Genomic DNA, 22,822 nt, shown 5'->3' with positions numbered 1-22,822 from the left:
TTTCCATTTAGCGTCTTGTTAGTTTGCAAAAATTCTGGGAAAGTTTGTTGGTTATTGAGCCAAGAAGTGCGTAAAGGTTTGAACGTCTCATATATTTGGGGAATACTTCGGTAAGCTGAGTCACTTTTGGCAAAGTGACTGGTATTCATAGAAAACTTAGACGCGTTTGACTCGTGAATTTTCGACTCTGGATAAACTGTTTTTTGCTCGCTTTGGTGAGCTTCCCAGCTGCTGCGTTGCAGGTGGATCGCAGCCTCTGTCCAACTACGCCAATTCGTTTCGCCCATTACGAAATGGGTGCCTTATACACCAAAGGTCGCGGTGGCATCGACGAGGATGTAATTCAAGAATTGATCAAACGAAGCCGTTGCGATTTCACGGTCACGGTCTTGCCTCGAGCACGCAGTTGGTACGATTTGGAGCAAGGTAATTTGGATATGTTGGCCTCCGGCGTGCCGACGCCTGAGCGCGAAAAGTTCGCCTGGTTCGCAGCCTATTTGACGGACAAGAAATACGTGATCCTTGGACCTGAGGTGCCGCGTGAAATCGTGACCATGGATCAATTTATCGCCGCACCGAAGCTGGTGATGGGCGGCGTGCGTTCGTTCAAATATAGTCCGCTGTATGACGCTTTATCGGAGCGCTTGGAGGCGACGGGTCGTTTGGAGCAAGTGGGCGATCTTGATACGTTGTATCGAATGTTTGCACATGGGCGTTTTGCAGCAACGATTGCTTCGCCTTTAGCTTATCGTTTTTATTTCGAGCGCTATCCCCCGCATGGCAAAGTGCGATATCTGGATTGGGATCCGAATAGCAAGGCAGTCTCGGCTTTGGTTTTATCAAAAAAAGCCTTTACAGCAAAGCAAGCAAGACAATGGCAAGCCTTGATGAGAACCATGTTAAATGACGGCACCATCATGCAAATACTCACGCGCCATCTTGGCCCCGAAGAAGCGAAGTTAGTGATGTATGTCAATTAGCGGGCGCCACTGTTGCTGAGGTGGCTGACAGAGTACAATGTCGGCTTAACAGCATAGTGAAGTTTTCATGTCCCACGGTCTTAATCAACCCCAACGCGAAGCAGTCAATTACATGGATGGCCCTTGCCTTGTTTTAGCAGGCGCAGGCTCCGGTAAAACCCGCGTGATCACCCAAAAAATCGCCAATCTGATCGAAATGCATGGCTACGATGCCAAGCATATTGCCGCTTTAACGTTCACCAATAAAGCCGCTTTGGAAATGCAAGAGCGGATAGCCAAGCTCTTGAAAGAGCCTAAACAGGCCAAGCAATTGACGGTATCGACTTTCCACTCCTTAGGCGTGAAGATTTTGCGGCAAGAGGCGCGCGCGCTCGGCTTGAAAGATCGCTTCTCGATTATGGATAGCGATGACTGCTTTTCATTGGTACAGGATTTGGCGATTACCACTGATAAGCAATTGATTCGTCGTATTCAAACCGCGATCTCTCTTTGGAAGAATGGCTTGGTCGAACCTGAGCAAGCCTTGGCTCAAGCGCAGGATGAAGATGAAGCGCAAGCAGCGCGTATTTTTGCCAGTTATGTGGCGACTTTGTCGGCCTATCAGGCAGTTGATTTTGATGACCTGATTCGTTTGCCAGTAGAGCTGTTCCGCAACAACGAAGAAGTGCGTGATAAGTGGCAGCGGCGCTTGCGCTATTTGTTGGTCGACGAGTACCAAGACACCAACACCTGCCAATACGAATTAGTGAAACTTTTGGTTTCGGGCATCGGTAAAAAACCGATGTTCACCGCGGTCGGGGACGATGATCAGGCGATCTATGCATGGCGTGGTGCGACGATTGAAAATCTGAAGACACTGCAGGTCGACTTTCCGAACTTGCGTGTGATTAAGCTCGAACAAAACTATCGTTCTAGTACTCGCATTTTGCAGGCGGCCAATGCCGTGATCGGTAACAATCCAAAACTGTTTGAGAAGTCTTTATGGTCCGAGCATGGCCTCGGTGATCCGATCAAAGTATTGACCATGCCCGATGATGAGCAAGAAGCGGCACAAATCGCGATGATGATGTCGGCGCACCGCTTCGAACGTCGCGCCAACTGGTCTGACTATGCGGTGCTGTATCGTGGTAATCATCAAGCGCGCGTGATTGAGCAGGCTTTGCGCAAAGAGCGTATTCCTTACACGATTTCTGGCGGTCAAAGTTTCTTCGATAAAGCGGAGATCAAGGACATCATCGCTTACTTGCGTTTGATCGCGAATGAAGATGATGACCCCGCTTTCATCCGTGCGATCACCACGCCGCGTCGCGGTGTTGGTCAGGCGACTTTGGAAGCCTTGGGTTCCTTCTCGGGTCAATGGCAATGCTCGCTGTTTGAGGCTGTCTTTAAAGGCGGTATTGAAGCGATATTGAGCGATAAGCAGCTACGTCCGCTGCGTGAATTCTGCACTTTCATCAACAATGTCGAAGCACATGCGCACCGCGAAGGTCATGCTGAACGACTGTTGGCGGATCTCTTGAAAGAAATCAATTACGAGAGCTATTTGTACGACAGCTTCGACGACAAAGCGGCGCAAGCGAAATGGCAAAACGTCGTCGATTTCACACAATGGTTGGCGCAAAAAGGCAGTGGCGGCAAAGACGGCACCGAAGATCATCGTAGTTTGTTAGACCTGACGCAGATGGTCGCCCTCATGACGATGATGGAAGGCAAGGACGAAGATCCCGATGCGATTCGTATGTCGACTTTGCATGCCTCCAAAGGATTGGAATATCCGCATGTATTCTTAGTCGGCGTCGAAGAAGGAATCTTGCCGCACAAAGGTGATCCAGACGCACCAGCTGAAACGATCGCCGCGCGTATCGAAGAAGAGCGGCGCTTAATGTATGTTGGCATCACACGCGCCCAACGAAGTTTGCATGTGAGTTGGTGCAAACGTCGCAAACGCGCCGGCGAATTAATCCACTGCGATCCCTCGCGCTTCATCAAAGAAATGCGCTTGGATGAAGGCGATGCGCCACCGAAAGAGGAAGAAGTGATCACACCGAAGAATCGCTTGGCGAGCTTGAAGGCTTTGTTGAGTCGTGGGAAAGAGTAAAAACCACGCTTCGCTGAGTAATTTGAAAATTAGTAAAAAGACATTGTTCGTGATAGAGTGCGTAGTCATTCTTTCTTAAATGTCTTTCTACTACTGTCATGTCCGAAATCTCAGGTCAGGTTGAAACTTCACTAAGCTTGCGCGAGTATGTGCGCCAAGAGTTCGTCGCTTTAAAGTCATTTGTATTGAATCCTCGACGAGGGCGCCCACAGAACATATCGCGACGCGGCTATTGGAAACGCCTGCTGTTTTTGTTCGTACTAGATCTCAGTGCGGGCTTCAGTCTCCTTTTCTTCTTTCATCAATTTTCATCCTTTGATGATTTGGAGTATGGTCCTGACCTCTCGAAACTAGGGGTCGCTATTTTTGCCGTGTTTATTGGGCCACCGATCGAAGAATGCATTTTCCGTCTTGGATTGCGAAATTTTCGCTATAGCCTTTTGATTGGACCGGCAATTGTTGCGGCCTTTCTCGGGAGCTGGGAGGTGCTGCTCGCCTTAGTGCTGGTCTTATCGCTCGAAGCGGCTTACTTGCAATTCAAACTTTCAAGATCTGCGCAGCAAAATCTAGGTTTTCGGTTTCATATAAGACGTCAATTTATTCAAAGCTATAAGTGGGTCTTTTGGTTGTGGGCGATAGCATTTTCCTTGGTACACATCACGAATTATGAAATCAACAAACCGAGTGATTGGGTCGTGATCTTCGCGGTGTTACCGCAGCTCTTCGGCGGCATCATCCTCGGTTATGTCAGACTGCGCATGAATACGGGCGCAGCAATTGTTCTACATATGGCCGCGAATGCTTCAGCCTTAGCGATTCTAATGGCGCTTCCTTAAAGATGCGTTAGCGAGAACCGAAAATCCTCGCTGTCGACTCGGTTCTCAAATCAGCCTATCCCTTCCAGGAATAAATGTGTCGCACAAAATAGTCGTCGGCGCCTTTCAGTTTTACTTCTTTCTTACGCTCAAAGCTGTCCTTGTCGATCGTGTAGGTGAAACGGAATTCTGCGTCGCGACCATCATCTTTACCCGCCATCGTGGTGACGATTCTGATGGCACCTTTCTGTATAAAAGTGCGTGAAAGAACCTTTTCTTCACCTAAAGTCTTCCCATCGGTCGACAAGCGCAGGCCGTCTTTCGCATTCGCATGCGGTTCATCGTCGTAGCCATAGCTCCACAACCATGTTTGTGGATCGTGCTCTGAGCGGCTTATGCGCAGATTGGATGGAATGCTGGTCCACACATTCTTGCTATAGTCCAGATACTTTAATTCGCCGCGCCAGAGTCTCTTGCTCAAGGCTTCAAGGTCTGCCACTTGAAAAACCTGCGCACGATCGTAGGCAGCCATTTCTTCTTTGTACTTGGTGAGATCCCAAGTCAAATCCCAGCGTTTGATGTAGCTCGCAATCGGATCAAGACCCATTTCCGCGCGACGTTGGTCGAGATGCTCTGGATCTTCGATCTCATACAGCTCATACCCACCTTCAACCTTGCCACGCAGCTGGCTGCCGTAAATCTGTTTGACGCCCGACTCGGTATTGATACGGTCGAGCATCAGAGCCAGATTAGCAGAGTTGGCCTTCTTATCTTTGACTGCTTGACGCATCATGGGGATGTACTTGAGACGAGTTTCCGCTGAAGCATGCTGGATCACGAGGAAGATGGTTTGACTTGCGCGTGGGCCGACTTCTTTGGACCCCAGCCAGCCATGTTCTTTTAAGATCTGCTCGACTTCACGCAGATTGGCTTCATCTTTGGTATGGATCTCATCCCAAAGCTTGTTCATTTCAGGAGAGTTGAAGCCATATTTTTTCTGAGTGGGGTCAAGTTGCTGGCGTAAGCTTTGATCATCGATGAAGATGCGCTCGAGTTGTGCTTTCAATTTTTGGTCGTAATTCTTTTCGAGCTCGGCCAATTTGAGCTTGAGTTTGCCAGTCAATTGACCCCATCGGGCCTCATTGTGCAAACTGACCAGATCAGTATCGGTGCTGAGATGATCGAAATTGGTCCAACCTTGCGCGATACTCTCTTCCAACCACTGGAAAGCACGATCTTTGTTACCTGCCAGTGCCGCCACGCAGGCAGCATCATAGAGATCACCGTAGTTAGTGCTTTTGAGTTTGAAAGCCAGTTCGAATTGTTGAACTGCCGTTGAATAGTCATTCTTGGCGATGGCTGCGCGCGCGTTGCTGGTCAGAGTCGGGTAGTCTTGCGCAAATGCCTGCGCCAGGCTGAGGGTGAATACAGAAGCAAGGATCAGCGATTTCATGGCGGGTCTCCGTGTGTAGATTGAACCCGCCTTGCTGTGATGATTTAAAGGTCGGGCTGGGTGCGATGCTCTATTTTTTTGAGAACATGGAAACAGAGCCAAACACTCGCGATGCCGAAGCCTACCACACCTAAACCATATCCCGCCATCACGCCGCGAGCGCCGAACCAGAGGCCACCAAAATATACGAAGGGAATAACACCGATGGTGGCGCGGCCCCAATTCAGTACCGTGGAATACAAGGGATAACCGAGGTTGTTGAAGGCGGCGTTGGCGACGAATAAGCTGCCGTTGAAGAGGAAACTGCCAGCGATAAAGACGCAGAAGAATACAATCACATCCTCGGCCATGCCATGTGCATCGAAAGCACGCGCGATCAGGTGACTTGAGATCGCTAACAAGAACCAAGCAACCGAGACATAGATCAAGGTAAATTTCAAACTATCGCGCATGGTTTGGCGTAGACGATCAAAACGCTTCGCGCCGAGGTTTTGTCCCAAGATAGGACCAACTGCACCAGACAAAGCGAACAAACCCGCGAAGGCCATCGGGATTAAGCGTGACACCACTGCCCAACCGGCTACTGCTTGATCGCCATACGCTGCGATGGCGGTGGTCACAGCGGCATTACCGACTGGGGTGGCGACGTTGGTCAAGATGGCGGGCACACCAATGCTCGCGAACGCTTTTGCGCCACGCTGAAAAACTTCTTTGCTCGGTTTGGCATACAAGTGATGTACCTTCAATACCGCATAGAAACCAACGAAGGCCATGACGCAGCGCGCGCAAATGTTGGCAATCGCGGCACCATCCAGTCCAAGGCCGAAACCAAAAATAAACAGGGGATCGAGTAGTGCCGTGGCGAAGGCCGCGCCTAAGGTGACAAACATAGCGCGCTTGCCATCACCAACCGAGCGCAGCAGGGCGCTGGTCGCCATACCAAATCCGAGTAGAGGAATCGAGGGTAAGATAAATTGGCAGAAGCGTGTCGCGAGCTGTGCTGTTTCGCCTTGTGCTCCAAGCAAAGCTAGCAAGGATGCTAAAAATGGATACGTCACGATCACCAAAAAGGTGCTGATGCCGCCGATCAAGTATAAAGAACTAGCGGCAAATTGGCGTGCGAGAGGATAGTCACCGCTACCAATCGCACGGGACACGGTGGCAGTCACAGCGATCGATAAACCGATCGACACTGAGGTATGAAAGAACAATAGAGTGCTGGCGTAGCCCACCGCTGCGGCTAGTTCATGGCGACCAAGACGTGAAATATACAAAAGATTGAGTACGTCGACGACAAACACAGCGATCAAACCAATGGAGCCCGTCGCCGTCATATTGACGACATGGCGCATGATAGAACCTTCGACGAATTTACCTTGTAGGGTTTTGACGGGAGCTGATGTTGCCATTGGTGTCCAGGAGAAAAAGCGTGGCTAGCAAATCGCGTAGTGTATCAGTTTGGTAGATTCAAGGTAGCGATGGCGCCTTCTTTGCGTCCTTTCAATAATGCCGCTGAGATGCGTTGCAGAATCTGGTTATTGCTTGCATCGATTTTCATAGCAAAATGATTTGTCACAATCGACACAGGCTTAGGGAGTACGCAGAAGGGTTTGTCGGTTTCGTGTTTTTTCACTTCGTAATTAGTATTGATCGATTCTTCTATGTCTTTCGCGTTGCCGATGCGCCCATACCAAATCAGGCCATCAACACGTCGCAAGGCCAGTTTCTTCAAGCGTGCAATTCCAGCGCCAGTGTCGTGTTCGATTTGAAAAAGTTTGTTCGCATGCTGATCGAACTCTTCGCTGACACTTGTGCTGGAGACGATGCCTATGGTTTTGCCTTGCAGATCCTCGATTCGATCGTACTTGAAGCTGCGATTACACAGTGTCACCAACCAATTGGCATTGCCATTAATCGGTTCTGAGAAGGCAAATTTTTTGCGTCTTTCTTGGGTGATCGACATCCCCATCAGTATGCCGCCATCGCTGAGCGCGTTCTCAATGGCGCGCTTCCACGGCACACGTCGCAGGTCAAATTTGATGTTTAGTTGCGACTCGAGATAATTCAGTACCTGCAGGTTAGGCTTGGAGAGCGGAACCTCCCGACCCTGCGCATCAAATTCCGAGATCGTGTAGAGCACGACTTTCTCTTGCGCCTGACTATTGGTTGAGAACACGAGATTGCTTGCCACCAAGAGCAAAAGTCCGGCGAGAAAACGTAGTTTCATGATGCACTCCTTGGTCGTTACGACGAGGCTTCATTTAGTTTTGTTTGATTGTAGCAAATGCCCTCGAGATTGCTCTAAAAAGTCACAATTTCCTACGTTTTCTTGCAATATGCTGTCTACAGCATTAAATTTTTTATAAAACCAAGCTTTGGTCTCGTTCTGGATAAGAGACGCTTGAGATGGCGATTCATCGCGCAACTTCTGCCTAAATTTGTGGTCATAGCCAACTGGCTTTCGCTTCATTCTGTTTTTCAATTTACAGCTCATTCTTTTTTTACGAGGTCACCTATGTCATTTGTTTTCTGTAAATCAGTCAAGACGCCTTTGAGGTCTTGTACTTTCGCGGTCGCTTTGGCATGCACCTCTATGTTGGCGCAGTCTGCGCAGACGCAGACGACGGCAAACAGCAGCGTAAGTCCAGCCACCTTTTCGACCTTTGCGGCGCAGTTAAATGGCTTCAAGAAGCAAGCTGGTTTTTTTGATGTATGGACGCAATCCGAGCAGGCCAAGCTTTACCTTGCCATACCTGAGCGTAGTGACTCTTTTCTCTTAGTTTCATCCTTGCCTCATGCGCTTGGCTCAAACGATATTGGATTAGATCGCGGCCAAGCGGGCTCGAGTAAGTTGGTACACTTCGAACGACACGGCAAGCGACTTTTTCTAATCCAAGAGAACACGCAGTTCATTGCAAGCTCGAATAGCAAAGATGAGCGTGATTCTGTGAAAGAGGCGTTTGCTGGCGCGGTATTGTGGGCTGGTGATATTTTGGTGCATGAGAATCAGCAGTATCTGATCGATTTTTCCTCGTTCCTCTTAGCTGATCGACATGGCGTGAGTGAGAGTTTGAGTCGCGCACGGCAGGGGAATTATGTGGTGGACGAGAAGCGAAGTGCGGTGCTCACCGCGCAAGCGAAAAGCTTCCCTGACAATACTGAGTTGGAAGCGATGTTGAATTTCTCTGGCCCCGGAGACGGCAACTACGTGCGCCAGGTCGCAGCCGATCCCAAGAACTTACGTCTACAACAGCACATTAGTTTGGTTCGCTTACCCGAAAATTATCAAAAACGCGCGTATCACCCGTTCTCAGGGGGCTTTGATGCCGAAACCATGGATTTTGGTACACCGCTCGCCGACAGTATTTTTGTGCGCTGGCAAGTGCGTCACCGTTTAGAAAAGACCGATCCGATTGCGGCCGTCAGTACCGTCAAAAAACCTATTATTTATTATTTAGATCGCGGCACGCCTGAACCAGTGCGTTCCGCCTTGCTCGAAGGCGCGCGTTGGTGGAGTAGCGCGTTTGAGAAAGCGGGATTTAAAGATGCGTATCGCGTAGAAATGTTGCCAGAGGGTGTCGATCCGATGGACATTCGTTACAACACGATTATGTGGGTGCACCGTGCCACGCGCGGTTGGTCTTACGGCAATGCGATCACCGATCCACGTACTGGCGAGATCATTAAAGGTACGGTGACCTTAGGTTCACAACGTGTACGCCAAGATATCTTGATTGCTGAAAGCCTGTTAGCGCCGTATGGAAAATGGAGTCAAGCTGAGAAGAAGCAAGCAGCAGAGCAAATGGCCTTAGCGCGTTTGCGTCAACTGGCCGCACATGAAGTTGGACACACTTTAGGCATTGCCCACAACTTTGCCCCGAGCCGACACGGCAATGGATCGGTGATGGATTATCCGCATCCTATCCTCAGTATTGATGCGCAAGGACAGCCACAGGTGCAACAGGCCTATGGTGTTGGCGTTGGGCCGTGGGACGACTATGTCATCAAACATTTGTATGCGAGCTTTCCAGGTCAAGATGAGCAGCAAGCATTAGCGAAGTTGCGAGAAGATGCGCGGGCTGCGGGACTGCAATATGTCGGTGACGCAGATTCGCGACCAAGTGCCTCGATGCATCCGAATGGATTGCTATGGGACTTTGGTCCGGATTCCATTTCTACCTATGATAAGTTAATGAAAATTCGGAGAGCAGCTTTAGATCAATTCTCGCTTGCCGTGTTGCCACCGCAACGCCAATTAGGCGAATTGGAGGCGCGTCTGGTACCGATTTATTTACTGCATCGGTATCAGGTCGAGGCTGTGGCACGATTGATCGCTGGCGGCGAATATGAGTACGGGCTCGCGAATGACGTGAATCAAGGTCGCGCGCAAGCGGGTGTGAAGGTGGTGGAAGCGAAAATCCAAAGAGCGGCTCTCAATAAATTGTGTGAAAGCCTACAGGCAGAACAGTTGGCGTTGCCTGCCTCGGTGCTGGATGTGTTGACGCCACAAAGCGAAGGTTATAACAAGACGCCGGAGTATTTCGCATCGCGTATGAGCGTCGCCTTCGATGCTTTCTCGGCGGTCGAAGCGGGTGCGGCGCAAACCAGTTTGTTCCTGTTTGATGCTGCACGTTTTAATCGCCTAGCGTGGCAACATGCGCGCGACGCACAACAGGTGAGCGTCGATGAAGTATTGCGCCAAGTCTTCGCTGCAACTTGGCAAAGGGAAGCTGTGCCTCACAAAGTGAATGCTGGCGAAGCGGTTCAGTTAGCTTCAAATTGGGTGGTATTAGATGCGACGCTTGGCCTGTTGGATTCCGGCCGTTTGCATCCGCAAGTACAAGCACAAGTGCGTCAGCAACTGCAAAGTTTGGCAGCTTGGATGCACAAGAATCCAGGACGTGGTCCACAAGCGGACAGCCGTAAGCAAGCGGCAGAGTTGATTCTCAGTTATTTGCGCGACCCGAGTAGTGTGAAGTTGCGGGGTTTGCCGAATATTCCGCCTGGCGCTCCGATTTAAAGTCGAATGAGTGAGGCTGGTAGGCAGTCAATACGCGTCGCGTGATTTGAGTTCGGTTTGATGTAGCCCAATCTTTTGGGTTTGCCAGTCGGACCCGGACTGCCTACACTACATGACAGATTTTTTGAGAAGGGACTGTCATGGCACTCTATCAGTTAATTTACCTAAGCGAATTGGCGACAGATGAATCGGTCTTGAGTGGCATTCATAGTCATGCTGTGCGAAATAATACGGCGCGCACGGTGACTGGGATGCTGATTTATGCGAATGGCCGATTTTTGCAAATGCTGGAAGGTGAACGAAAAGATGTGCTGAACACCTATGAACGGATACAACAAGATCCGCGCCATCGACACGTGAGTTTGGTGCTACAACGTGATATTTCAGCGCGCTTGTTTTCGCATTGGAATATGGGGTTTCGACATCTCGCCGCAGAGGAATTGCGAGAGCAGCCGGAATGGCTCACTTGCTTTGACGGAGAATTTGCAAAGAGCAAAACGGATAGCCAATCCGCCTTATGTATTTTTGAGCACTTCGCGAAAGCCACAGCTTAAGTCGACCAAGTGGCATTAAAGTCGCCCGCGATACGAGCCAGCTCAGGCGATTTTTTTGCGGAGAAAAGATTCGTTTTATAGACGCTCTTGAATGCTTTTGCCACGTTAAATTTCAAGCGATTTCTTGCGTAACGACGATAATCTTTCAGAGCTTTTTGCAATACTGCCTCTTGATCTCGGATTCGATCACCGAGAGTTTCGGGTAATGCATCGACCAAGTAATGAATCTCGTATTTATTCATCAAGCGAGCACTGCAAAGAACTCCCCCCCCTCGTGCATGATAGTCATCTAATGGCAAGATGAGACCGTGAAAAAGATCAGGTGCAAAAGTTCGACGCGCATTCCCCAAACCAAAATCGAGCAAGACGGTTTTATTGACAACACACACAAGGTGCGATGGAATTTGACCGGGCGATGCAAACTCTTTTGCGCCGAGTAGGAAACGTTCTTCATGACCTTTATCGATCACCGCCACACATGCTTTGAGCTCAACTTCGAAGTGATGGCTCTTGAGGATCTCGGCCAGAAGTGAGCTCATAAATAAGCAATAGCTGCCATATTTTTGAGCCAGCCCTAGAAACTCGAGGTCCGCGAAAATTCGGCGCAGGAGTTGCGCTTCATTGCTAGGTAATAATTTTTGAAACAATGTGTATTTCATTGCAATAGCTTGGATGTAGGGAATCAATTTCGCCCGATGACTGTAGTCCAGATCCGCGGGTTCAACTTAAAAATGCGGACTTAGTTACATTTGTTACGACTCGCATTGATTTCACTTACAAACATTTACGAGACACTTTAGAGACTATCAACTAGTCAAAACTTCGCTATTTTTAGCAAGCTTGTGTATTCTTGGCTGATCCTGTTTTTTATAGAGTTTAGCTATGGCAAACGCGCATTTTCCTCATTTGTTGGAGCCCCTCGATCTTGGTTTTACGACGCTGCGTAATCGCGTCATGATGGGTTCTATGCACACGGGTCTTGAAGATCGTTTTTACAACTATGGCAAATTAGCCGCGTATTTCAGAGAACGCGCCCGTGGTGGTGTGGGCCTAATTGTTACCGGCGGTATTTCACCCAATCGACAAGGTTGGTTGCTGCCTTTTGGCGGCACCATGAATTTCTTTGGCGATGTTTTCAATCATCGCAAAGTGACGAAAGCCGTGCATGAAGAAGACGGCAAAATCGTGATGCAGATCTTGCATGCAGGTCGCTATGGCTATCAACCGTTTATTGTTTCTGCTTCGGATAAGCAGGCACCGATTTCCAAATTCAAACCAAAAGCTTTAGACGAAGCCGGGATCGAGAAAACCATCAAAGCTTACGTGCGCTGCGCCAAATTGGCACAACAATCGGGCTATGACGGTGTTGAAATTATGGGTAGCGAAGGCTACTTATTGAATCAATTCTTGTGCGTGCGTACCAATCATCGTACCGACCGTTGGGGCGGTTCCATCGAAAATCGTATGCGTCTGCCGGTGGAAATCGTCAAGCGCGTACGTGCTGCAGTTGGTGAAAAATTTATCATCATGTATCGCCACTCCATTCTTGATCTCGTCGAAGGTGGGAATAGCTGGGATGAGGTTGTGGCGGTGGCGCAAGCCTTGGAAAAAGCCGGCGTGACTTTATTCAACACCGGTATCGGCTGGCATGAAGCCCGCGTCCCAACCATCGTGACATCGGTACCGCGCGCGGCGTTTGCAAGCGTGTCAGGGCGTCTCAAGCAAGCCGTATCGATTCCTGTGATCGCCTCGAATCGTATCAATATGCCAGCCCAAGCCGAGGATATCATCGCTAGCGGTACAGCTGATATGGTGTCGATGGCGCGCCCATTTTTGGCGGACCCTGAGTTCGTGAATAAAGCAGCAACCGGGCGTGTCGACGAAATCAATACTTGTATCGCTTGTAACCAAGCGTGTTTGGACCACACCTTCTCGAATCAACGTGCGAGTTGCTTAGTCAATCCACGCGCTGCTCATGAAACCGAATTGGTCTACACCAAAAAGCCGATTGCGAAACGGATCGCCGTGGTTGGTGCTGGTCCTGCAGGTTTGTCGGCGGCGACGGTAGCGGCAAGTTGTGGTCATGATGTTAGCTTGTTTGATAGTTCCGATTCGATTGGTGGTCAATTCAAGATCGCTATGCAAATCCCAGGGAAAGAAGAGTTCAAAGAAACGCTGCGTTATTTCGCCAAGCGCGTGGAAATGACCGGCGTGAAATTGCATTTGAATCGCCGTGTCACACGCGAAGAATTGGTCGCGCAAGGATTTGATCACATCATCATTGCCACCGGGATTACGCCACGCAAGCCACGCATTGAAGGCGTGGATCATCCGAAAGTAATGTCGTATTTGGATGTGCTGTTGCATAAGAAACCGGTCGGCAAAAAAGTCGCAATTATTGGTGCTGGCGGTATTGGTTTTGACGTCGCTGAATATCTTCTCCATGATTTCGCAACACCGTTGCCGATTCCATTGTCGAAGTGGTTGGGTGAATGGGGCATTGATTTGCAGGCGAAGCAAAATGGCGGTTTGGTCGCGCCACATGTGGATGCACCAATTCGCGATATTTATCTCCTGCAGCGCAAGGCGAGCAAGGTCGGTGCTGGTTTGGGCAAAACTTCGGGTTGGGTGCATCGTGCCACCTTGCAGCGTAATCAAGTCAAGATGATGGCTGCGGTCGAATATAAGAAGATTGATGATCAAGGACTGCACATCAGTGTCGCCGGTCAAGATCAAGTCCTCGATGTGGATCACGTGATTCTCTGCGCAGGGCAAGAATCGTTGACCGAATTGATGCCAACACAAGTTAGCGAAACAGGTCCGAAATTCCATAAGATCGGCGGCGCGGCCTTGGCTTCTGAGCTCGATGCAAAACGCGCGATTAAAGAAGGCGCTGAGCTGGCCGCATCCTTGTAATTCCCTATTTGAAAAACTCGAACTGATCTGCTGCTGATCGTTCGGGTTTTCGCTGTTTGAAAAAATGTGATTTTTTCTAGCTCAATGGACTATTATCTGGGTTTTCAGAATTAGGCCGATTGATGCTTCACACTATATTTTCTCGAACCTGCCTCGCATTGTTTTGCTTTGGTACGTTTAGTTTTTGTCACGCTGCGAGCGAGTCTTTCAGAGTTTATCGACTCAACTCCGAAACTGTTGTTTATCGAGGCGACATCGTAGCGAAAAAAAGCTTGCGGGCTTTGCAAAAGTACATCACTAAAACAAGCAAAATACTCGTGATTACTTCTCTAGGTGGCGATCTCAGCGAGGGCGTCAAGATCGGCAATTTACTCGCCGACCGTGCGATGGGCGTTGAGGTTGCAGGGTATTGCATGTCTTCATGTGCGAACAATATTTTCCTTGCTGGACGTACGAAAACATTGCGGCCAGACAGTGTTGTGGGATTTCATGGATCGTCTCGCTCGACACATGCTGGTCCGAGTTCTGTGGAGCAGGATGATGAGGAGAAGGGAGCATCTCGCGGCAAACTCATCGCTCAATTTGATCGTATGGCTACCGAGGAGGCACAGTTGCTGCAACGGCTCCACCTCGATCCCGACATCTTGGTTGAAATGATGGATCGCTTGGAAAACAAATTACCCCCCAATGAGGTTCACTTTGTACTTACCGTTAATGGCAAGAAGATCGAAATCGCGGATGGTGACGGGTTTGATCAACGAATTAAGAGCGCTTTAGAGGAGATCGCTAGTAAGGAAGCGCTGAAATCGGTTCAACTCTCGCGTGCGAATCCCTATGGCGATGCGGTTTTCTTCCCCAATCAGCAAACCTTAGAGAGTTTTGGGGTTACAGGAATTAAAGCGTATTTCTATCCGACTGATGAGAAGCAGTTGCAACAGTTGGAGGAGCAGATTAAAAAACGAATTGGCACCTCAAAGCTTCGTTTTGCTGGAGATTTTCCTGAGGCCGAATAATGGAAATCTTGAGATTGTTAGAGCAGTCAGAAAGAAAAAAGCCAGTCGACGACTGGCTTTTTTCTTGGATGCAGAATTGACCGCTTACTGAACTCTTAGTGAATTCTTATTGCATTCTCCGTGAATTACTTCGCAGATGCGTCCGCTGCAGCTGCTGCCTTCACTTCAGGTTCTTTGAATTTAGCACCGCCAGCATTGGCCATGTGAACCACAGCGCGTGCTACTTCGATATTGTCCAAATCTGGGTTGCCGCCTTTTGCAGGCATAGCACGCAAACCTTCAACTGCGTGCTTCACAACTGTGTCATAGCCTTGAGCAATACGTGGACCCCAAGCTGCGGCGTCACCAAATTTTGGCGCACCAGCTGCACCGCTTGCATGGCAAGCTGCACAAGCGGCGTTGTACACGGCTTCGCCAGTTTGCAAGACTTTTGGTGCGCTTGCGTCAACGAAAGTGAAGCCTTCGTTTGCTACTGGGCTAATACGTGCTGCGATGGCTTCTGGTGATTGACTGCTGGAACCTGCGCCTGTTTTGTTGTCACTTGCAACGTATTTCACCAATAAGACGATGATCAAGATAGGAACCAAAAAACCAGCTACCACAGCAACGATCAGTTGCTTAGGCGTTTTAATCGCTGTTTCGTGTTGATTGTGAGAGTCGCTCATGATTTCCTCGATGCAAAAATAAGTATGCGGTTGACGCTGCGCTGTCTACGTCTTGTTCTTTATCAATAACAGCTAGCGTAAAACCCCAGATTATAGAGCTAAAGCTTACTATTTGGAATGAAAAATAGCGTTTCAGGTGGAAGCTGAGGGCGAAAGCTGTGGAGAATTCCACATTTTCCATGGCAAAACCGCGAAAGCCAACGAACAATTAGGTTAGAATACGCGCCTATTTTCAAAATCCTCCTCGCGCCAGTAGCTCAGATGGATAGAGTACAGCCCTCCGAAGGCTGGGGTCGCACGTTCGAATCGTGTCTGGCGCGCCAATGACTCCCGTAAATTATTAATACTGTAATAGATCGTGCGAATCGTTTGATTCACATCGAATTCCTGTCACTTGGCCTAAACTTTGGCTGATTTTTGCCGTAAATCACAATATGCCGTAATGGGTTTAAAGCTTGCGACAAACGGTGGTGATTTTGGGGAAAGACATGAATATCAATCAGGTTTCAGGTGGCGTTGTTGGCATTCCGGCATCTTCCGGAACGCTCGAGCTTCGTCCCTCGAATAAGCCGAGTGTGGCCCCAAGTGTGTCGAATCCCGTGACACCCACTAGTCGTTCTGATCTCAGTGCTCCTGTGAATGAATTGAGCGAAGCCGAGGTAAGAAAGACCGTCGAGCAATTGAATCAAATGATGAACGCGAACAATGGTGTAAATTTCAAAGTAGACCAAGGTTCGGGACGTATGGTGATTCAGGTGGTTGATCGCGAAACCAACACTGTTGTGCGGCAAATCCCATCCAAAGAGATCATTGAGATCTCAAAAGCCCTTGAAGGCAAAACAGGCGTTTTATTAAAAGATAAAGCGTGAGCTCCATGCATTCCCTTCGCCGTGCTCGCTAATTGGGCTAGGGTGATCATTTGCCGGATTTTCGAAACGAAGAAATTGGCAAAGAGCCATCTTCAGAATACCTGTTTGACACGGTATATTTGATAAAACTTCCCACGAATCTCGACTTGTCGTAGATAATGCGGCTTCCATGATTTCGGTCGTTTCCTTGAAACGACGACCCCTTCTTATGCAAGCTCCACAGACCACCTCACTTGATCCTCAAAGCCCCGAAGAATGGGCTGCCTTGCGTCAACAAGCGCATGGCATGCTGGATGATATTTTGGATTATGTACAAGCCTTAGGTCAGGGCCCGGTGTGGACTTCGGCGCCAAGTGAAGTGCGTGAGCAGTTTTTTAAAGGGATGCCGCAGGACGGTAGCTCCTTGGAAGTAACACATGCGGCTTTTAAGCGCGACATCATGCCCTATGCGATTGGCAATGCCCATCCCGGTTTCATGGGGTGGGTGCAAGGTGGTGGTACGCCGGCTGGCTTAGTGGCGGAAATGTTGGCTGCTGGCTTGAATGCCAATGTCGGCGGTCGCGATCAAATGCCGGTCGAAGTGGAACGCCAAATTACGCGTTGGATGGCGGATTTGTTTAAGTTCCCTGCAAGTGCAAGTGGCTTATTTGTGACCGGAACTTCACTAGCAAATTTGATTGCCGTTTGGGTTGCCAAGAACAAAGCACTCGGTCACGAAACTCGCCGTCGTGGTTTGCGCGACGAGCAGGTTCAATTGGTGGCTTACACCTCGGCGGGAGCACATGCTTGCGTCAAGAAAGCGATGGATTTAGCGGGCATTGGTACTCAATACCTACGCGTGATCGCTATGAACGAGCGTTATGAAATTGACTGTGCGGCTTTACGTCAACAGATTCAACAAGATCGCGCTCAGGGTCTGAGTCCTTTCTTTTTGGCTGGCACGGCGGGTACCGTGGATGTTGGTGCGATTGATGATTTGAATCAGCTGGCTGATATCGCACAAGAGCAGAATTTGTGGTTCCATATTGATGGGGCTTTTGGTGCTTTAGCCGTTTTGGCACCTCAAATTGCACCGCGCTTGGCCGGGATTGAACGTGCCGATTCGATCGCTTTCGATTTCCATAAATGGTTGCAAGTGCAGTACGACGCTGGCTTTATTTTGGTGCGTGACGCGCAATTGCATTACGATAGCTTCGCGGCTGCAGCCGGTTATTTACGACGCGAACATCGTGGCATGGCGGCGAATTCACCATGGCCTTGCGATTTTGGACCCGATCTATCGCGCGGATTTCGAGCCCTCAAAACGTGGTTCACGATCCAGGTATATGGCGCAAAACGCTTAGGCGGCGTGATCCAACAAACCTGCGATCTCGCGCAGTATTTGCGCAGTAAGATCGAGTTGCACCCCGAACTTGAATTGATGGCGCCAGTCTCTTTGAACATCGTCTGTTTCCGCTACCGATCAAGTCAGGCCGATCAAGCGGATGTCTTAACGGCACGTTTAGTGGTGGCTCTGCAAGAGTCAGGGATCGCAGCACCTTCCACCAATGTATTGCCGCAAGGTTTGGCAATCCGTGCAGCGATCGTTAATCACCGCACCAATGCGAATAATATTGACGCTTTGGTGGAAGCCACCCTACGCTTCGGTAAAGAAATTAGTGTGGAGTTGGGCTTGTAAATCGAGAGTCGCATCGGCGCGGTATTTCAATCCGAGGTCAATCCGAGGTTGTCACTTGGTGATGCCAAGCTCATTTAGAAGAGCGGCAGCTGATCGTCTCTCGGCTTTGCCGCGAGACCAATTCCTAAGCCCAGTAAACGAACCGGCAATTTGCGACGCTCAAAGCCTGTAGTCAGTAGCTCCACGAATTTGGCTTCGCTCAATTCTTGCGCACGACATTCGACTGTAGTTTGCTTGAAATCTTTAAAGCGAATTTTGATATTGAGTTTGTTGATGTGTTCGTGCGCCTTGGTGCGATCAACTTGTTTTTGTAAGGCTGCATAGAGCTCAGGTACTTCCGCAATACACGCTGCTAGATCGGGCAAGTCGCGACTATAGGTTTCTTCGACACTCACGGATTTTCGTTCGGAACTGGGCTCCACGGTGCGCGTATCGACGCCTCTACATAAAGAGTAAAGACTGCTACCAAGTTTGCCAAAGTGCGCAACCAAGTCAGCTAGGCTCCAAGTCAATAGATCGCTGCATTGATTCACTCCAAGCTGATGCAATTTTTGCGCGGTGACTTTGCCGACTCCAAAGAGTTTGGCAACCGGTAGATTTGCCACAAACTCACTTACTTGTTCCGGCAAAATCACGTATAGCCCATCGGGTTTGTTGATGTCGCTGGCGATTTTGGCTAAAAACTTATTCGGTGCCACGCCAGCCGATGCGGTAATTCCAACTTCTGCGGCAATGCGTGCGCGGATTTCTTGAGCGATGCGGGTGGCGCTGCCTTGATGTTGCTTTGCATGTGTGACGTCGAGATAGGCCTCGTCGAGTGACAAAGGTTCGACCAACTCAGTGTAGTCGCGATAAATCGCCGCGATTTGTCGTGAGGCGATGCGATACTTCTCCATGTTCGGACGCATGACGACTAAGTCGGGGCAAAGTTTCAAAGCTTGCGAGGTGGGCATCGCTGAGCGAACCCCGAACTTGCGAGCGACATAGTTGCAGGTTGCGATCACGCCGCGTTGATCCGCTTGTCCACCAATTGCCAATGGGAGCTCGCGCAGACGCGGGTCGTCGCGCATTTCAACCGACGCATAAAAACAATCGCAGTCGCAATGAATGATTTTTTGTGGGCGCTGGGTCAGCTCGAGCATGCTTTGAGATGATGGGTACTGTATTTATAATCAGTATTTTAATGCGAATTGCTAGCAGCTCCAACAAATTTTGCTCGTGTTTATTCCATGGGAGCCATGATTGAGTGTCAGAGTAGAGCGGGATCTACTCGAATTGGTGATCAAACGCCCATTTCTAGATGCTCTTGAGGGTGACAAACGATCAAAATAGGTTCAGTATCTTGTGAGCAGAAACTGCGCATTCTTGTTTTTATTTCTATTCGTGACATGTCAGCCTCTTCAAGTCCTTTTGTGAATACCGAAACTGGTCGTTTAGGGAAAATCCTTCCTGATCAACAGTCCAGCGCCATTGATCATGCCAGTCTATTGCAGCAACTCGGTGAGTTCGCTTGGGATTGGCATGTGTCTGAGAACGAAATCCATTTTAGTGAGCAGTTCCAAGAGTTGCTCGGTTATCCCGCAGGGGAATGGGGACATCATCTTGACGAGTGGTTTAGTCGTATTCATCCTGAGGATGCGAAGAGCAGCATTCCTGCAATTCGCGCTTGCCTAGAGGGACGCACCAATCAATTCTCCGAAGATCACCGTCTGCAATGTCGCGATGGGCAATGGAAATGGGTGAGAGCACGTGGTGTTGTGATCATCAAATCTCCTAGCGGTCGAGCTGTGCGACTGCAAGGCTTGATGAGCGATATCACAGTCCAACGCGAACGGAAGGAACAGATTCTCCGTAGCCAAGCGGTGCTGGCGAATTTGTCGCGCGAGTTGCCGCGGGTTTTCTTTTATCAATTTCAGCGATTTGCAGGCGGACATTGCACCGTCCCCTACGCTAGTGATGCGATCGATACGGTGCATGGTGTGAGTGCCAATCAAGTGCGTGATAATGCCGCCACCATGTTTTCATTGGTTCACCCAGACGACATCGAAAACCTACGCGACACCATGAAAGAATCGGCCATGCGTTTGCACGTATGGCATTTGGATTATCGCTTGCGTCTGAAAAATGGCGAGCGCCACTTGTTTGGCGAGGCTTACCCCACGCGGCAAGATGATGGCAGTGTGATTTGGCACGGTTTTTTGGTCGATGTCACCGATCGTAAGATTCGTGAACAGCAAATGCGCGCTACCGAGCGGCAATTGCACGCAGCGATGCGATTTACCAGTCTGGGAATGTTTGATATGAACGTGCAAACGGGACATGGTCAGTTTGCTCCCGAATATGCTGAGATCTTGGGCTTATCGCAAGACTACTTTAATCACACCGAAAAATTCTGGGACTTTTTCTGGAATGATAGTCTCCACCCCGATGATGTCGCGAGTCTCAAGCTGGCCTATCAAAATCACTTTAAATCACACGGCGAAATTGCTTTTAAAGCAGAGTTTCGTCTACGCGCTAAATCTGGTGAATGGCGTTGGATGCTATCGGTGGGTAATGTGGTGGAATGGGATGAAAATGGTCGGGCGCTGCGCATGATCGGAACGCATCTTGATATTACCGAGCGCAAGAAACACGAGTTGGAAGTCAAACATTACGAAGACTTGCTGCGCTCCGGTCGAGATCGCTATAAGAAATTGGCGAGCGAGTTAGAGATTTTGTTTAGCCATACGCCGATCGGCTTGATGTTGGTACATAACAAGCAGATCATGCGCGCCAACCCTAAATTGGCTCAAGTGTTTGGCTATCGTGATCCTAAAGAAATGATCGGCCTTTCAGTCTTGAATATGCACGCGAATGAAGCTGCATACCAAGATTTTCGCGCCATCGTTGGTGAGAAGCTGCAGCCAGAAACGGCAATCGAAGTGATTCATCGACTCAAACGAAAAGATGGAAGTTTCTTTGAAGCGCGTTTGGTCGGACGCATCTTGCCATTCGATCAGACAGCAGACACCATGGTGTGGATGGTTGAAGCTTAATACTTGAATCTGAAAGCTTCATTCAAGGGCTCACCCAAGGACTCGCGTGGAACACGAGGCGCTGATCGCTGTTCCTTGATGGCTGATCGCTACAGCGCCCCAATCGTGACTACTCAATGGATTTATGGTTTGGCATATTTTCGGTTTTGAACCCGATTGAGATCGGGTTTGCCGAGTTGTGGACGAGCTTGCTCAAAGGCGTAGCCCATATTCAGTAATTCGGCCTCTTTCCACGCACCCGCAAAGAAGGATAAACCGACCGGTAAGCCGCCGACTAATCCCATCGGTACCGTTAAGTGCGGATAGCCTGCGATAGCCGCTGGTGAGCTTGCACTACCGGCGATGATATCGCCCTTCTTGTGGTTGATATCCCACGCTGGCCCTGTAGTAGGTGCGATGAGCGCATCGAGCTGATGTTGTTGCATGACGGCGTCGATACCTTTGGGGCCCGCTAACAATTTCGCTTGGGTTGAAGCGGTCTGATATTTCGGATCATTTAAGCCTTCTTTGGCTTGCGCCATCTGCATAATCTCTTGTCCGAAATAAGGCATGACTTTTTGTCGATGGGCTTCATTGAAGCGCATCACGTCAGCCATGTTGCGAACTTTTACTTGAGGTGGAACCGTTGCAAGATACTGGTTCAAGTCTGCTTTGAAATCGTATAACAACACCGGTAGTTCTAATTTATCGAGTTCCTGCAGATGAGGAAGCTCGATATCTTCGACCACGATCGCACCTTGTGCCTTCAGTATTTGAATACTGTCACGCAATAACTGCAGAGTGGCTTTGTCGTATCCGCTACTTAAATTTCTCACTACACCAAGACGCTTACCGCGCAAAGCATTGGTATTCAGGCCTGCCGAATAGTCTGTCGCGCGTTGACGGTCGGCCTCGATGGTGGCGGAATCGTTGGCATCGCTACCGGCCAGCACATTCAATAGGAGCGCTGCATCTCGCACGGTCTGGGTCATCGGACCAGCGGTGTCTTGGCTGTGCGAGAGTGGAATAATGCCGGAGCGACTGACCAGTCCGAGAGTCGGTTTCAAACCCACCAAACCATTGACCGAGGCCGGGCACACTATCGAACCATCAGTTTCTGTGCCGATGGCTGCCGGTATCATGCCTGCGGCGACCGCTGCGCCCGATCCAGAACTCGAACCGCAGGGGCTTTTGCTCGGGTTGTAAGGATTACGCGTTTGACCGCCGACACTACTCCATCCGCTGCTTGATTTGGTCGAACGAAAATTCGCCCATTCGCTTAAATTAGTTTTACCAACGATGATCGCCCCAGCTTCGCGCAATCGTTTGACGATGAAGGCATCGTCGCTGGCGAGGTTCTCGGCTAAGGCGAGCGAGCCCGCAGTGGTCACCATTCCTCGTACAGCAATATTGTCTTTGACCATGAGCGGCAAGCCGTGCAAGCTTCCTCGGCCTTCTTTTTTGAGGTCTGCTTGGGCGGCATCGCGTTCTGCTCCATCGCGTAGGACCGTCACAGCGTTGAGATATGGATTGAGCTTGGCACTATTGGCTTGGTAACTTTGAACCAGGCTGCTCGCACTCTGGCGACCACTAGAAATTTCCCCTTTGAGTTGCGTCAAATCTGAGGTTTGCGCCGTGGCAGACAGGGTAATGCTCAGCGATAGGGTGCTAAGGGCGCATGTGATCGGTGTTAATTTCGTATGCATAAGGTCTCCTTTTGTTTTTGTTCGTTGTTATGTGATTTGAG

The 22,822-nt window shown here is 49.6% G+C and carries 17 protein-coding genes and 1 tRNA gene; 11 read left to right on the top strand and 7 right to left on the bottom strand.

What is annotated here, in order from left to right:
- Window positions 1-173 precede the first annotated feature (173 nt).
- From RF679_RS17945 to RF679_RS17935, 3 genes are all read left to right on the top strand, one after another.
- A complete protein-coding gene (locus RF679_RS17945) occupies window positions 174-980 on the top strand; it encodes a substrate-binding periplasmic protein (protein WP_309481992.1) in 807 nt (268 codons plus the stop codon).
- A 67-nt stretch (window positions 981-1,047) separates the two neighbouring features.
- A complete protein-coding gene (locus RF679_RS17940; protein WP_309481991.1) occupies window positions 1,048-3,078 on the top strand; it encodes a UvrD-helicase domain-containing protein in 2,031 nt (676 codons plus the stop codon).
- Between the two features lie 98 nt (window positions 3,079-3,176).
- Window positions 3,177-3,914, top strand: coding sequence for a CPBP family glutamic-type intramembrane protease (locus RF679_RS17935; protein WP_309481990.1), 738 nt, complete (start codon window positions 3,177-3,179; stop codon window positions 3,912-3,914).
- Between the two features lie 55 nt (window positions 3,915-3,969).
- On the opposite strand, the gene RF679_RS17930 is transcribed toward RF679_RS17935, so the two are convergent.
- Genes RF679_RS17930 through RF679_RS17920 form a run of 3 tightly spaced genes read right to left on the bottom strand, consistent with a single transcriptional unit; the run spans window position 3,970 to window position 7,573 of the window.
- Window positions 3,970-5,346, bottom strand: a complete 1,377-nt coding sequence (locus tag RF679_RS17930; protein WP_309481989.1) for a DUF6624 domain-containing protein — start codon at window positions 5,344-5,346, stop codon at window positions 3,970-3,972.
- Window positions 5,347-5,390: 44 nt separating this feature from the next.
- On the bottom strand, window positions 5,391-6,755 hold the full coding sequence (locus tag RF679_RS17925) for an MATE family efflux transporter (protein ID WP_309481988.1): 1,365 nt from the start codon (window positions 6,753-6,755) through the stop codon (window positions 5,391-5,393).
- Between the two features lie 44 nt (window positions 6,756-6,799).
- Entirely contained in the window at window positions 6,800-7,573 is a 774-nt protein-coding gene (locus RF679_RS17920) for a substrate-binding periplasmic protein (RefSeq protein ID WP_309481987.1), read from the bottom strand.
- Between the two features lie 288 nt (window positions 7,574-7,861).
- Between RF679_RS17920 and RF679_RS17915 the strand changes: the two genes are divergently transcribed.
- Window positions 7,862-10,366 (top strand): zinc-dependent metalloprotease, encoded by a 2,505-nt coding sequence (locus tag RF679_RS17915; protein ID WP_309481986.1) that lies wholly within the window; start codon window positions 7,862-7,864, stop codon window positions 10,364-10,366.
- A 140-nt stretch (window positions 10,367-10,506) separates the two neighbouring features.
- A complete protein-coding gene (locus tag RF679_RS17910; protein WP_309481985.1) occupies window positions 10,507-10,920 on the top strand; it encodes a BLUF domain-containing protein in 414 nt (137 codons plus the stop codon).
- On the opposite strand, the gene RF679_RS17905 is transcribed toward RF679_RS17910, so the two are convergent.
- A complete protein-coding gene (locus RF679_RS17905; RefSeq protein ID WP_309481984.1) occupies window positions 10,917-11,459 on the bottom strand; it encodes a hypothetical protein in 543 nt (180 codons plus the stop codon). The genes RF679_RS17910 and RF679_RS17905 overlap by 4 nt on opposite strands.
- A gap of 343 nt (window positions 11,460-11,802) precedes the next feature.
- Here RF679_RS17905 and RF679_RS17900 point away from each other — a divergent pair, with 343 nt between their 5' ends.
- Both RF679_RS17900 and RF679_RS17895 read left to right on the top strand, forming a co-directional pair.
- Complete coding sequence (locus tag RF679_RS17900) at window positions 11,803-13,836, top strand: NADPH-dependent 2,4-dienoyl-CoA reductase (protein WP_309481983.1); 2,034 nt, start codon at window positions 11,803-11,805, stop codon at window positions 13,834-13,836.
- A gap of 317 nt (window positions 13,837-14,153) precedes the next feature.
- Entirely contained in the window at window positions 14,154-14,849 is a 696-nt protein-coding gene (locus tag RF679_RS17895; protein ID WP_309481982.1) for a hypothetical protein, read from the top strand.
- Window positions 14,850-14,974: 125 nt separating this feature from the next.
- On the opposite strand, the gene RF679_RS17890 is transcribed toward RF679_RS17895, so the two are convergent.
- Window positions 14,975-15,514, bottom strand: coding sequence for a c-type cytochrome (locus tag RF679_RS17890; protein WP_309481981.1), 540 nt, complete (start codon window positions 15,512-15,514; stop codon window positions 14,975-14,977).
- Between the two features lie 246 nt (window positions 15,515-15,760).
- Between RF679_RS17890 and RF679_RS17885 the strand changes: the two genes are divergently transcribed.
- The 3 genes from RF679_RS17885 to RF679_RS17875 all read left to right on the top strand — a co-directional run bounded on the left by RF679_RS17885 (window position 15,761) and on the right by RF679_RS17875 (window position 18,061).
- Window positions 15,761-15,837 (top strand) — tRNA-Arg (locus RF679_RS17885).
- Between the two features lie 165 nt (window positions 15,838-16,002).
- Window positions 16,003-16,383, top strand: a complete 381-nt coding sequence (locus RF679_RS17880; RefSeq protein WP_309481980.1) for a flagellar protein FlaG — start codon at window positions 16,003-16,005, stop codon at window positions 16,381-16,383.
- A gap of 208 nt (window positions 16,384-16,591) precedes the next feature.
- Window positions 16,592-18,061: a pyridoxal phosphate-dependent decarboxylase family protein gene (locus RF679_RS17875; RefSeq protein ID WP_309481979.1), complete on the top strand. Its 1,470-nt coding sequence runs from the start codon at window positions 16,592-16,594 to the stop codon at window positions 18,059-18,061.
- Window positions 18,062-18,135: 74 nt separating this feature from the next.
- On the opposite strand, the gene dinB is transcribed toward RF679_RS17875, so the two are convergent.
- The gene (gene dinB, locus RF679_RS17870) at window positions 18,136-19,131 is read right to left on the bottom strand and encodes a DNA polymerase IV (RefSeq protein ID WP_373921707.1); all 996 of its coding nucleotides are present in this window, start codon (window positions 19,129-19,131) and stop codon (window positions 18,136-18,138) included.
- Window positions 19,132-19,473: 342 nt separating this feature from the next.
- On the opposite strand from dinB, the gene RF679_RS17865 reads away from it, so the two are divergent.
- Window positions 19,474-21,096 carry a PAS domain-containing protein gene (locus RF679_RS17865; protein ID WP_309481977.1) on the top strand — a complete coding sequence of 541 codons (1,623 nt, stop codon included), beginning with the start codon at window positions 19,474-19,476 and terminating at the stop codon, window positions 21,094-21,096.
- A 122-nt stretch (window positions 21,097-21,218) separates the two neighbouring features.
- Here the strand turns inward: RF679_RS17865 and RF679_RS17860 are convergent, their stop codons facing one another.
- Window positions 21,219-22,781 (bottom strand): amidase, encoded by a 1,563-nt coding sequence (locus RF679_RS17860; protein ID WP_309481976.1) that lies wholly within the window; start codon window positions 22,779-22,781, stop codon window positions 21,219-21,221.
- Between the last annotated feature and the right edge of the window lie 41 nt (window positions 22,782-22,822).

This window comes from Undibacterium cyanobacteriorum (genome assembly GCF_031326225.1).
GTDB lineage: Bacteria > Pseudomonadota > Gammaproteobacteria > Burkholderiales > Burkholderiaceae_D > Undibacterium > Undibacterium cyanobacteriorum.
The sequence above is the reverse complement of the archived record's forward strand: the minus strand, read 5'-3'. Positions and strand labels throughout refer to the sequence as shown.

What these genes read in the sequence shown, in the direction of transcription:
- RF679_RS17940 (WP_309481991.1), top strand. Translation starts at nt 1,048, where the DNA reads ATGTCCCACGGTCTTAATCAACCCCAACGCGAAGCAGTCAATTACATG.
- RF679_RS17935 (WP_309481990.1), top strand. Translation starts at nt 3,177, where the DNA reads ATGTCCGAAATCTCAGGTCAGGTTGAAACTTCACTAAGCTTGCGCGAG.
- RF679_RS17930 (WP_309481989.1), bottom strand. Translation starts at nt 5,346, where the DNA reads ATGAAATCGCTGATCCTTGCTTCTGTATTCACCCTCAGCCTGGCGCAG.
- RF679_RS17925 (WP_309481988.1), bottom strand. Translation starts at nt 6,755, where the DNA reads ATGGCAACATCAGCTCCCGTCAAAACCCTACAAGGTAAATTCGTCGAA.
- RF679_RS17920 (WP_309481987.1), bottom strand. Translation starts at nt 7,573, where the DNA reads ATGAAACTACGTTTTCTCGCCGGACTTTTGCTCTTGGTGGCAAGCAAT.
- RF679_RS17915 (WP_309481986.1), top strand. Translation starts at nt 7,862, where the DNA reads ATGTCATTTGTTTTCTGTAAATCAGTCAAGACGCCTTTGAGGTCTTGT.
- RF679_RS17910 (WP_309481985.1), top strand. Translation starts at nt 10,507, where the DNA reads ATGGCACTCTATCAGTTAATTTACCTAAGCGAATTGGCGACAGATGAA.
- RF679_RS17905 (WP_309481984.1), bottom strand. Translation starts at nt 11,459, where the DNA reads ATGAGCTCACTTCTGGCCGAGATCCTCAAGAGCCATCACTTCGAAGTT.
- RF679_RS17900 (WP_309481983.1), top strand. Translation starts at nt 11,803, where the DNA reads ATGGCAAACGCGCATTTTCCTCATTTGTTGGAGCCCCTCGATCTTGGT.
- RF679_RS17890 (WP_309481981.1), bottom strand. Translation starts at nt 15,514, where the DNA reads ATGAGCGACTCTCACAATCAACACGAAACAGCGATTAAAACGCCTAAG.
- RF679_RS17880 (WP_309481980.1), top strand. Translation starts at nt 16,003, where the DNA reads ATGAATATCAATCAGGTTTCAGGTGGCGTTGTTGGCATTCCGGCATCT.
- RF679_RS17875 (WP_309481979.1), top strand. Translation starts at nt 16,592, where the DNA reads ATGCAAGCTCCACAGACCACCTCACTTGATCCTCAAAGCCCCGAAGAA.
- dinB (WP_373921707.1), bottom strand. Translation starts at nt 19,131, where the DNA reads ATGCGCGACGACCCGCGTCTGCGCGAGCTCCCATTGGCAATTGGTGGA.
- RF679_RS17860 (WP_309481976.1), bottom strand. Translation starts at nt 22,781, where the DNA reads ATGCATACGAAATTAACACCGATCACATGCGCCCTTAGCACCCTATCG.